Raw genomic sequence first — 11,231 nt, forward strand, 5'->3', positions numbered from 1 at the left:
GGCCCCGCCCTCGTCGCGAAAGCCCTCCGCCGTGTCCGCTCCCGCCCTCCCGTCTCCCGGCGCCCCCGCGCAGAAGCGCCCGAGCACGCTGCAGACCCTGCTGCGCCTCGTCCCCTTCGTCGGCGACTCCCTGCCCCGGCTGGTCGGCGGCATCGCGGTCGCGCTCGTGGCGAGCCTGGTGTCGCTGGTCATCCCGATCGTCCTGCAGCAGCTCGTCGACGGGCCGCTGGGGGACGGAGCGGCCTCCGCCGGCTCCGGCGACCTCGGGCCGCTGATCGGCCCGGTCGCCGTCATCCTCGTGCTCGGCGTCGTCGAGGCCGGTGCCATCGCGCTGCGCCGCCGGATGGTCCTCACCCCCAGCACGCGGATCGAGGCGCGCATGCGCTCGGCGCTCTACAGCCGCCTGCAGGACCTCCCCGTCTCGTTCCACGACCGCTGGCAGAGCGGGCAGCTCCTGTCGCGGGCGATGAGCGACCTCAGCCTCATCCGCCGCTGGATCGCCTTCGGCTTCGTCCTGCTCGTGGTCAACGCGCTGACGATCGTCGTCGGCTTCGGCGTCCTCGTCTACTGGAACCCGATCCTCGGCGTGCTCTTCGTCGTGTGCTCGATCCCGGTCTGGATCTACGGGTTCGCGTTCGAGAAGCGCTACTCGAGCATCGCGCGCCGCAGCCAGGACCAGGCGGGCGACCTCGCCACGACCGTCGAGCAGTCGGTGCACGGCATCCGCGTCCTGAAGGCCTTCGGCCGCCACCAGCACGCGCTGGAGAACTTCGCCGGCCAGGCCGAGAAGCTCCGCGGCACCGAGATCGACAAGGCCCGCGCCATCGCCGGGATCTGGCTCGTCCTGCTGCTGGTGCCGGACATCGCGTTCGCGCTCTGCCTGCTCGGCGGGGTCTGGCTCGCCGCGGCCGGCCAGCTGAGCGTCGGCGAGCTGTTCGCCTTCTTCGCCACCGCGACCGTGCTGCGCTGGCCGGTGGAGTCGATCGGCTTCCTCCTCTCGATGACCTTCGACACCCGCACGGCGGTCGACCGCTACTTCGAGGTGATGGACAGCCGGAACACCATCACCGACCCGGAGGACCCCGAGACGATCCTCGAGCCGCGCGGCCGGGTGCGCTTCCGCGACGTCCACTTCCGCTACCAGGACGCCCCCGAGCGCTACCGCGACCTCCTCGACGGCGTCGACCTCGAGGTCGAGCCGGGCGAGACGATGGCACTGGTCGGCATCACCGGCTCCGGGAAGACGACGCTCACCGCGCTGCTCCCGCGCCTCTACGACGTGACCGGCGGAGCCATCGAGCTCGACGGCGTCGACATCCGCCGGCTCCGCCGCGACGAGCTGCGCACGCACATCGGCATGGCGTTCGAGGACGCGACGCTCTTCTCCACCAGCGTGCGCGAGAACGTCCTCCTCGGCCGACCCGACGCGACCGAGGAGGAGCTGCTCGAGGCCCTCGAGATCGCGCAGGCCGACTTCGTCCACCTCCTTCCCGAGGGCCTGGACACGAAGGTGGGCGAGGAGGGGATGAGCCTCTCCGGCGGCCAGCGCCAGCGCCTGGCCCTCGCCCGCGCGGTGGCCGCGCGTCCGGCGGTGCTCGTCCTCGACGACCCGCTCTCGGCGCTCGACGTCGACACGGAGGCGCGCGTCGAGGCAGGGCTGCGCCGCGTGCTCGGCGACACCACGGCGATCATCGTCGCCCACCGCCCCTCGACGGTGGCGCTCGCCGATCGCGTGGCACTGATGGAGGAGGGCCGCATCACCGCGGTCGGCACCCACAGCGAGCTGCTCGCGAGCAGCCCGCACTACCGCTTCGTCATCTCGAGCCTCGAGGAGGACGAGCTGACCCGGCCCGCCGGGACCGAGCGCATCGGCTCCCGCCCCACGACGACCCACCAGGAGACGCGATCATGAGCACGCTCGGTTCCTCCGAGGAGCGCGACGACCTCAGCAGAGCGGAGTCGGCGGCCCTGCGCCGGCGCTCGCTGCGGCTGCTCGGCTCCCTGCTGCGGCCGCTCCGGCTGCGGCTGGTGCTCACCGCGGTCGTGGTCGTCGTCGCGACCGCTGCCCAGGTCGCGGGACCGGCGCTGATCGCGGCGGGCATCGACAACGGTCTGCCCGCGGTCCTCGCGGGGAACGCGGTCCCGCTGGCGGTCACGGTCGGCGCCTACATCCTCACCGGACTCGTCGGCGCGCTCCTGGTCGCCTGGTACACCGTGCTCTCCGCGAGGGTGAGCCAGGCGATCCTGATCGACCTGCGCAAGCGGGTCTTCCTGCACACCCAGAAGCTGAGCCTGGAGTTCCACGAGAACTACACCTCCGGCCGGATCATCTCGCGCCAGACCAGCGACCTCGACTCCATCCGCGAGCTGCTCGACTCCGGCATCAACCAGCTGGTGCAGGGTGCGCTCTACATGGGCTTCGTCGCGATCGCCCTGGTCTCCCTGGACGGCGTGAGCGGCATCGTGCTCGCCTGCGCCCTGGTGCCGCTCGCGCTGCTCACCCGCTGGTTCCAGAAGCGGTCGCAGGCGCTGTTCCGCGGCACCCGCGTCGCCTCGTCACGACTGATCGTGCAGTTCGTGGAGTCGATGACCGGCATCCGCGCCGTGCAGACCTTCCGCACGCAGAAGCGCAACGAGTCGGTGTTCGGCGGGGTCGTCGAGCAGTACCGGCTCGCCTACAAGCGCGTCTTCGGGGTGTTCGGCACCTTCGACCCCGGGCTCGTGCTGATCGGCAACGTCACCGTCGCCGTGGTGCTGTTCATCGGCGGCGTCCGCGTGCTCGACGGCGGGCTCGAGATCGGCGCGCTGCTGGCGGTCCTGCTCTACACCCGGCGCTTCTTCGACCCGGTGCAGGAGATGGCGATGTTCTACAACTCCTACCAGTCGGCGGCCGCCGCGCTCGAGAAGATCTCGGGCGTGCTGGCCGAGGAGCCGAGCGTCCCGGATCCGGCCCGCCCGGTCGACCTGCGGCAGGCGCGGGGCCGCCTCGGCTTCGAGGGCGTCCGCTTCGCCTACACCGCCGACCGCGAGGTGCTGCCGCGCTTCGACCTCGACATCCCCGCCGGGCAGACCATCGCCCTCGTCGGGTCCACGGGCGCCGGCAAGACGACGCTCGCCAAGCTGATCTCGCGCTTCTACGACCCGAGCGACGGCGTGGTGACCCTCGACGGCGTGGACCTGCGGCAGCTGCACCCGAAGGACCTGCGGCGCGCGATCGTGATGGTCACCCAGGAGGCGTACCTCTTCTCCGGATCCGTCGCCGACAACATCGCGATCGGGCGGCCGACCGCGTCCTACGACGAGATCGTCCGGGCCGCGCAGGCGGTCGGCGCGCACGAGTTCATCCAGGCGCTGCCGGACGGCTACGACACCGACGTGAACAAGCGCGGCGGCCGCGTCTCGGCCGGTCAGCGCCAGCTGATCTCGTTCGCCCGCGCGTTCCTGGCCGACCCGGCGGTGCTGATCCTGGACGAGGCGACCTCCTCCCTCGACATCCCGAGCGAGCGCCTGGTGCAGCAGGGCCTGCAGACGCTCCTGGCGGACCGCACGGCGGTCATCATCGCGCACCGCCTCTCGACGGTCGCGATCGCCGACCGGGTGCTGGTGATGGAGCACGGCCGCATCGTCGAAGACGGCACCCCGGAGGCGCTCATCGCCGGCGAGGGCCGCTTCGCCACCCTGCACGCGGCCTGGCGGGACTCGCTCGTCTGATCGGCTGCCGCTCGCGACTCACGTCCCGGAGCCGCTCCCGGCTCAGGGGCGCCAGCGGGCGCTGCGCACGTCGACGCGCCAGCCGCCCGGCGTGACGACGAGGGGCGTGCCCTCGCGCTCGTACTCCCGGCGGGCGCGCTCCTCGTGGCCGACCGGGGGCGCTCCTCCCGCGCGGACGACGCGCCACCAGGCGGTGTCGGAGCCGTAGCGGGCCATCACCGTGCCGACCGCGCGTGCCGCACGAGTGCCGAGGACCGCGGCGATCTCGCCGTAGGCCATCACGCGTCCGCGCGGGATCGAGGCGACCACCTCGAGGACGGCGGAGACGAAGTCGGCCGGCTCCGCTGCCTCCGGCGCCGCGCTCAGAGCGTCAGCGCCCCGATGTTCTCGCCGTACTGCGTCTCGCCGACGACCTCGAAGCCGATCCAGCGGAAGAACTGCTCCGGGCCGTCCTCGCCGGACTCCCAGATCACCGTGAGGGTGTCGAAGCCGCGGGCGCGCGCCTCGTCGGCGGTGGCGCGGACGGCGAAGGTGCCCACGCCGCGGCCCTGCTTCGCCGCGTCGATGTTGATGCGCCAGATGCAGCTGCGGAACTCCTCCGCCGCCTCCGGGTCGAAGTGCGCGTGGATGAAGCCGACCAGCTCGTCGCCGTCCATCACGGCCCGCTGCCACGAGGCGCCCGGGTCGATCACCGCGGCGGCGGCGGAGTAGGAGACCGGCGCGATGAACTGCTCCTGGCCGGGTTTGAGGCTCAGACCGTTCACGGCGGAGATGTTCGAGGCGGACAGCTCTTCCAGGCGGAGGTCACTCATGCCGTCACTGTACCGGCGGCGCAGGACGGCAAGCATCCTCCTGTCGGGCGACGTGCGCCGGCCCCGGCGCGGACGATCGAGAACTGTCTCGACATCGAGACAGTTCGGGCCTCGGGTAGGCTGGCGGAGGCCATCCGGAGCGGTGCAGAGCCGCCCGTCCCGCACAGGTGCGGGGTCATCGACACCATGGGAGAGCAATGTCCAAGATCAAGGTTGAGGGAACGGTCGTCGAGCTCGACGGCGACGAGATGACGCGCATCATCTGGCAGAAGATCAAGGACACCCTCATCCACCCGTACCTCGACGTGAACCTCGAGTACTACGACCTCGGCATCGAGTACCGCGACGAGACGGACGACCAGGTCACGATCGACGCGGCGCACGCCATCCAGAAGCACGGCGTCGGCGTGAAGTGCGCGACCATCACCCCCGACGAGGCCCGCGTCGAGGAGTTCGGCCTCAAGAAGATGTGGAAGTCGCCCAACGGCACGATCCGCAACATCCTCGGCGGCGTGATCTTCCGCGAGCCGATCATCATCTCGAACATCCCGCGCCTGGTCCCCGGCTGGAACAAGCCGATCATCATCGGCCGCCACGCGTTCGGCGACCAGTACCGCGCCACCGACTTCGTCTTCAAGGGCAAGGGCACGCTGACCGTCGAGTTCACGCCCGAGGACGGCTCCGAGCCGATGAGATTCGAGGTCTACAAGGCCCCGGACGACGGCATCGCGCAGGTCCAGTACAACCAGGACGCGTCGATCCGCGACTTCGCCCGCTCGTCGCTGAACTACGGCCTCTCGCGCAACTACCCGGTCTACCTCTCCACCAAGAACACGATCCTCAAGGCCTACGACGGCCGCTTCAAGGACATCTTCGAGGAGATCTTCGAGACCGAGTTCAAGGAGCGCTTCGACGCCGCGGGCCTCACCTACGAGCACCGCCTCATCGACGACATGGTCGCCTCGGCCATGAAGTGGGAGGGCGGCTACGTCTGGGCCTGCAAGAACTACGACGGCGACGTCCAGTCCGACACCGTCGCGCAGGGCTTCGGCTCGCTGGGCCTGATGACCTCCGTGCTCTCCACGCCCGACGGCAGCGTCGTCGAGGCGGAGGCGGCGCACGGCACCGTCACGCGCCACTACCGCCAGCACCAGGCCGGCAAGCCCACCTCGACGAACCCGATCGCCTCGATCTACGCCTGGACGCGCGGCCTCGCGCACCGCGGCAAGCTCGACGGCAACCAGGAGCTCATCGACTTCTCGCTCACCCTGGAGGACGTGGTCATCAAGACGGTCGAGTCCGGGAAGATGACGAAGGACCTCGCCCTGCTCGTCGGCCCCGAGCAGGGCTGGCAGACGACCGAGGAGTTCCTCGCGACCCTCGACGAGAACCTGAAGGCCCGCATGTCGGCCTGATCTCCGGCTTCGGCAGACGCGTCCGGCCCGCACGATCCTCGGATCCTGCGGGCCGGACGCGTCTCCGGGCCCGGTGGGACGCGCCCGGGCCGAGCGCCTCAGAGCGCCCGGGCGAGGTCCTCCATCGCGTGGAGCGGATCGGGCCCCGACGGCATCAGCACGACGCTCGACGCACCGGCCTCGTGCAGCAGGCCGATGCGGCGACGAGCGTCCTCGGGAGTGCCCACGACGGCCAGCTGGTCGACCCAGGCGTCGGGCAGGTCGCGGACGAAGGCGGCGCGGTCGGCGCTCTCGGCCCGCAGGCGGGCGAAGTCCTCGGCGAAGGGGAGCGGCTCGATGTGCGGCGCCCAGTCCGGCTCGCCGATCCACTCGAGTCCCGGCCGGACCGCGTCGCGCGCGGCGGCCGCATCGTCGTCCACGGCGGCCACGTTGTAGGCGACGATCCGTCCGGTGCCGCCCAGGTGGCCGCGGGCCGCCGCGAGGTACTCCGGAGTGACGGGCTCGGCCAGGACGACCCCGTCGGCGATCCGGCCCGCGAGCGCCAGCGACTTCGGTCCGCGGACGCCGGCCAGCAGCGGCGGCACGACGGCGGGCGGCGACTCCAGGACGAGGCCGTCCACGTGCACGTAGCGGCCGGAGCGGTCGGTGCGCTCGCCGGAGAGCAGCGAGCGGATCGCGTCGAACTGCTCCTCGAGCAGGGTGAGCGGGCTGCGCGGCCAGACGCCGAGGCCGCGCATCCAGTGCGGCATCCCGTGCCCGATGCCGGCGTGGACGCGGCCGGGGAACAGTTCGGCGAGAGTGCCGAGCTCCATCGCGGTGAAGGCCGCCGTGCGGACGGCGGCGGGCAGGATGCCGATGCCGACGACGATCCGCTCGGTGGCGGCGAGCACCGCGCCGGCCTGGGCGATGCCGCCGCGGAAGCCGAGGTCCTCGACCACCCAGAGCTCGTCGAAGCCGAGTTCCTCGGCGCGGCGGGCGTAGCCGAGCACCTCGGAGGCGGGGAGATCGCGGGGGAGCAGGACGCCGACAGCGGTGTCGGAGGAGGAGGCGCGCATCCGGCCAGCGTAGGGCGTGCGGACAGGCGGAGGGCCCGCCCGCACGATCGCGGACGGGCCCTCCGCCTGTCGTCCTATTCGGCGGCCGCCTCGCCGATCCGCACCTGCTCGGGGTGGGCGGTCGAGACGACCTCGATGCGGCGGGGACGCGCCTTCTCGCTGACCGGGATGGTCACCGAGAGCACGCCGTTGTCGTAGGACGCGGCGATGCGCTCGGTGTCGACGCCCTGGCCGAGGCTCAGCTGGCGGACGAAGATCGCCGACTGGCGCTCCCGGGTGATCCAGGTGACGTCGTCGCCGCCCGCGACGGTGCGCTGGGCACGGATGGTGAGGAGCTGCCCGTCCACGTCGACGTCGACGGACCCGGGGTCGATGCCGGGGAGGTCGGCGGTGAGGACGTAGTGGTCGCCGTCCCGGTACAGGTCGATCGGCATCCGGCGGGGCCCCTGACCGGAGCCGAGGAGGGCGGTGGCGAGGCGGTCCAGCTCGCGGACGGGGTCGTAGGTGACAGCCATGAGATCACTCCATTCAGTCGTGCAACGAAGAGTTCCAAGAGTTGAGCCGACCCGGCTCAACGCGAATAAATTAGCACTCGCGGAGGGGGAGTGCCAACGGATCGGCCCCTTTCGGTGTCAACTTCGTTACCTGTTCGTAACAAAGCTGAGCAATCGAGTTCGTAGGGTCGTTTCTGTGTGGAAACCGATCCGGTTCCCAGCGAATGTGAGTAAGGACATCGATTGCCGATCCACCTGTCCCACCGACCACCCGTCCGCCGCGCTGAGAGGCGCATCCTCGCGGGCCTCGCCGTCCTCGGAGTCGCCGCGACCGCGGCCTTCGCCACCACCGGCGCCAGTGCCGCCCCTCTCGCCGGCAGCGCCTCGCTCGTCGGCGGGCTCTCCGTCGGCCAGAGCTTCGACGACGGCGACTACGTCGTCACCCTCGTCGAGCCCTCCGCGGCCACCTACCAGGGCAGCGATGCCCGCTTCGCCCGCACCGCGCCCGTCGACGGTGCGCAGTTGCAGGCCGCCTCGGCTCCGGTGGAGGACTACTCCGCCCACCTCGAGCAGCGCCAGGAGGACGTCGCCTCCGCGGTCGACGCCGCCATCGGCTACCACTACACCGTCGCCCTCAACGGCTTCTCCGCGACCCTCTCGGGCGAGCAGGCGGGCGAGCTCGCGAGCCGCCGCGACGTCGCCCAGGTCCGCAAGGTCGAGAACCTGAAGGTCGACCGCGCCGCGCAGGCCTCGCCGCTCGCCGCGGCCGCCGCCGGCACCCCGGTGCCCGACACCGGACAGCAGCGCTCCACCGACTTCCTCGGCCTCGAGGGCGAGAACGGCGTCTGGCAGAAGCTGGGCGGCATCGACAAGGCGGGCGAGGGCGTCGTCGTCGGCGTCATCGACTCCGGCATCGCGCCCGAGAACCCCTCCTTCGCGGGCGCGCCCCTGGCGACCTCGCCCGGAGCGGCCCCCTACACGGACGGCACCACCACCTCCTTCGTGAAGTCGGACGGCGGCACCTTCGTCGGCTCCTGCTCGCCGGGGCTCCCCGCCTCCGAGCAGTGGGACGGCGACGAGTGCAACCAGAAGCTCATCGGCGCACGCTGGTTCCTCGCGGACGAGGAGGTCGGCTCGACGGACAACCCCGAGTACCGCTCCCCGCGCGACGCCGACGGACACGGCTCGCACACCGCGAGCACGGCAGCCGGCAACAACGGCGTCGAGGCGAGCGTCGACGGCTACGACTACGGGAAGATCTCCGGAGTCGCCCCGGCCGCCAAGGTCGCCGCGTACAAGGTCTGCTGGAACGGACCCGACGAGGGCACCGACGACGACGACTTCTGCTCCGGAGCGGGCATCCTCGCGGCCATCGACGCCGCGACCAAGGACGGCGTCGACGTCATCAACTTCTCGATCGGCGGCGGCTCGGCCACCTCGACCCTGACCGCGATCGACGAGGCGTTCCTCAACGCCGCCGCCGCCGGCGTCTTCGTCGCGGCCTCGGCCGGCAACTCGGGTGCGGGCGCCTCCACGCTCGACCACGCGTCGCCCTGGTACACCACGGTCGCCGCGTCCTCCATCCCGACCTACACCGCGACCGCCGCTCTCGGCGACGGCCAGAAGTTCGTCGGAGGATCCATCTCGGTCCACGAGGACGTCACCGGACCGCTGGTGAACAGCGCCGACGTCGTCCGCTCGGGCGCCGAGAACCCCGCCATCTGCGAGACCGGCACCCTCGACCCCGACAAGGTGAAGGGCACGATCGTCGCCTGCACCGCGGGCGTCACCGCGCGCGTCTCCAAGTCGGCCGAGGTCGAGCGGGCCGGCGGCATCGGCATGCTGCTGCTCAACCCGACCCCGAACGCCCTGCACGTCGACGACCACTCGGTCCCGAGCATCCAGATCGACTCGCAGGCCTACCAGGCGATCACGACCTACGCCGGCACCGCCGGTGCGACCGTGACCCTCTCCGAGGGCAACTCGTCCGGAGCCTCCATCCCCGTCCCGCAGGTCGCCGGCTTCTCGTCGCGCGGACCCGCTGAGGCGGACGGCGCCGACGTGCTGAAGCCCGACCTCACGGCGCCCGGCGTCGCGATCCTCGCCGACAGCTTCAACGCCGAGGGCGACGACCCCGCCTTCGCGTTCGAGTCCGGCACCTCGATGTCGTCGCCGCACGTGGCGGGCCTCGGCGCGCTGATCCTCGGCGCGACCCCGAAGGCCTCGCCGTCCGCGGTGAAGTCGGCCATGATGACCTCCGCCTACGACAGCGTCGACCAGTCGGGCGCCGCGTCCGAGGACGTCTTCGCCCAGGGCGCCGGACACGTCGACCCGGCCGCGTTCCTCGACCCCGGGCTGCTCTACGAGAGCGGCACGGAGGACTGGATCGCGTTCCTCAAGGGTGCGGGCTACGTCTTCACCTCGAACCCGGTGATCGACCCGATCGCCGCGATCGACCCGTCCGACCTCAACCAGGCCTCGATCGCGATCGGCGCCCTCGCGGGCACGCAGACCGTGACCCGCACGGTCACCTCGACCGGCGCGGGCACCTACACCGCCTCGGTCGACGGCCTCGCCGGGATCGACACCGTCGTCTCGCCCTCGACCCTCTCCTTCACGGGTGCGGGCCAGACGGCGGAGTACACGGTCTCCTTCACCACCGGCTCGGCGGCGCTCAACCAGTTCGCCACCGGCTACCTGACCTGGGCGAGCGCGGAGCACGACGTCCGCAGCCCGATCGCGGTGCGCCCCGTCCTGCTGGACGCGCCCTACGAGGTCTCCGGCACCGGCTCGACCGGCACCGGCACGGTGACGGTCACGCCCGGCATCACCGGCGCGCTGCCGCTCACCGCGAGCGGTCTCGCCGAGGGTGTCCTCGCCGAGGACGCCACCGCCGCCGACGGCCACTCGGCGACGCTCCCCACGGGGAAGTCGCTGACGACCACCGTCGTGGTGCCGGAGGGCGCCGAGTTCGCCCGCTTCGACCTCGACTCGCTCGACGACGCGGCCGACCTCGACCTCACCGTCACCAGCGAGAGCACCGACAAGGTCTTCACCTCGGCGACCGGCTCGGCCGACGAGCGCGTCGACATCGCCGACCCCGCTCCGGGCGAGTACACGGTCCAGGCCGATGTCTACTCGACCGCTCCGGGATCCTCGACCGTCACGTTCGACTTCCGCAGCTTCGTCATCACTCCGGAGAACGGTCTCGGCTCGCTGAGCACCGACCCCGCCGTGGTCGACGCCGTGCAGGGCGAGCCGATCGCGTACGCGGTCTCCTGGTCGAACCTGGCGGGCCCGGCCCGCTACCTCGGCCGTGTCGCCTACACCGACTCGGGACTCGCGACGCTCGTGAGCGTCGACGTCACCGAGGCGGTCACCCCCACCCCGACGCCGACCGCGACTCCGGAGCCCACGGGCACCCCGGAGCCGACTGCGACGCCGACGGCCGGCCCCACCGCCGGACCGGGGGAGCCCACCTCCACGCCGACCGCCGGACCGGGCGCGCCCGGCCACGGCGCCGGCGGCCTCCCGTCGACGGGCTTCGACGGCGGTCTCCTCGGAGCCGCCGCCCTCGCCCTCCTCGGTGCAGGTGCTGTGATCACCGGCCTCCGACGCCGCGCCCTGGCGCAGCGTGAGGCGGGCGCCGCGGAGTAGTCCTCCGCGACCGCCGCGAACGGCCGTCCCCCTGCTCCTCCCGGAGCGGCGGTCGCGGAGGACTACTCCGCGGCGCCCGCCTCACGC

The 11,231-nt window shown here is 71.9% G+C and carries 8 protein-coding genes; 4 read left to right on the forward strand and 4 right to left on the reverse strand.

Annotated elements, in window-relative coordinates; genetic code table 11:
* The first annotated feature begins 31 nt into the window (after nt 1–31).
* Together C5C69_RS16200 and C5C69_RS16205 are read left to right on the forward strand one after the other, a co-directional pair.
* The gene (locus C5C69_RS16200; protein ID WP_104258296.1) at nt 32–1,912 is read left to right on the forward strand and encodes an ABC transporter ATP-binding protein; all 1,881 of its coding nucleotides are present in this window, start codon (nt 32–34) and stop codon (nt 1,910–1,912) included.
* On the forward strand, nt 1,909–3,711 hold the full coding sequence (locus tag C5C69_RS16205; RefSeq protein WP_104258297.1) for an ABC transporter ATP-binding protein: 1,803 nt from the start codon (nt 1,909–1,911) through the stop codon (nt 3,709–3,711). The genes C5C69_RS16200 and C5C69_RS16205 overlap by 4 nt, the downstream gene beginning before the upstream one ends.
* Nucleotides 3,712–3,753: 42 nt before the next feature.
* Here the strand turns inward: C5C69_RS16205 and C5C69_RS16210 are convergent, their stop codons facing one another.
* The gene (locus C5C69_RS16210; RefSeq protein WP_104258301.1) at nt 3,754–4,077 is read right to left on the reverse strand and encodes an MGMT family protein; all 324 of its coding nucleotides are present in this window, start codon (nt 4,075–4,077) and stop codon (nt 3,754–3,756) included.
* Entirely contained in the window at nt 4,074–4,523 is a 450-nt protein-coding gene (locus C5C69_RS16215; protein WP_104224946.1) for a GNAT family N-acetyltransferase, read from the reverse strand. Before C5C69_RS16215 ends, C5C69_RS16210 begins: the two co-directional genes overlap by 4 nt.
* A gap of 197 nt (nt 4,524–4,720) precedes the next feature.
* Between C5C69_RS16215 and C5C69_RS16220 the strand changes: the two genes are divergently transcribed.
* A complete protein-coding gene (locus C5C69_RS16220) occupies nt 4,721–5,938 on the forward strand; it encodes an NADP-dependent isocitrate dehydrogenase (protein WP_104224939.1) in 1,218 nt (405 codons plus the stop codon).
* 98 nt (nt 5,939–6,036) lie between these two features.
* Here C5C69_RS16220 and C5C69_RS16225 read toward each other — a convergent pair whose 3' ends face one another.
* Both C5C69_RS16225 and C5C69_RS16230 read right to left on the reverse strand, forming a co-directional pair.
* Complete coding sequence (locus C5C69_RS16225) at nt 6,037–6,993, reverse strand: LLM class flavin-dependent oxidoreductase (RefSeq protein WP_104258298.1); 957 nt, start codon at nt 6,991–6,993, stop codon at nt 6,037–6,039.
* Between the two features lie 74 nt (nt 6,994–7,067).
* Nucleotides 7,068–7,508, reverse strand: coding sequence for an Hsp20/alpha crystallin family protein (locus C5C69_RS16230; RefSeq protein ID WP_104258299.1), 441 nt, complete (start codon nt 7,506–7,508; stop codon nt 7,068–7,070).
* 222 nt (nt 7,509–7,730) lie between these two features.
* Here C5C69_RS16230 and C5C69_RS16235 point away from each other — a divergent pair, with 222 nt between their 5' ends.
* A complete protein-coding gene (locus tag C5C69_RS16235; protein ID WP_104258300.1) occupies nt 7,731–11,144 on the forward strand; it encodes a S8 family serine peptidase in 3,414 nt (1,137 codons plus the stop codon).
* Nucleotides 11,145–11,231 lie beyond the last annotated feature (87 nt).

It is taken from the genome of Rathayibacter sp. AY1C7 (genome assembly GCF_002931865.1).
Lineage (GTDB): Bacteria > Actinomycetota > Actinomycetes > Actinomycetales > Microbacteriaceae > Rathayibacter.

Bases quoted from the DNA above. Each gene is read 5' to 3' on its own strand.
- C5C69_RS16205 (WP_104258297.1), top strand. From the start codon at position 1,909: ATGAGCACGCTCGGTTCCTCCGAGGAGCGCGACGACCTCAGCAGAGCG.
- C5C69_RS16230 (WP_104258299.1), bottom strand. From the start codon at position 7,508: ATGGCTGTCACCTACGACCCCGTCCGCGAGCTGGACCGCCTCGCCACC.
- C5C69_RS16215 (WP_104224946.1), bottom strand. From the start codon at position 4,523: ATGAGTGACCTCCGCCTGGAAGAGCTGTCCGCCTCGAACATCTCCGCC.
- C5C69_RS16220 (WP_104224939.1), top strand. From the start codon at position 4,721: ATGTCCAAGATCAAGGTTGAGGGAACGGTCGTCGAGCTCGACGGCGAC.
- C5C69_RS16225 (WP_104258298.1), bottom strand. From the start codon at position 6,993: ATGCGCGCCTCCTCCTCCGACACCGCTGTCGGCGTCCTGCTCCCCCGC.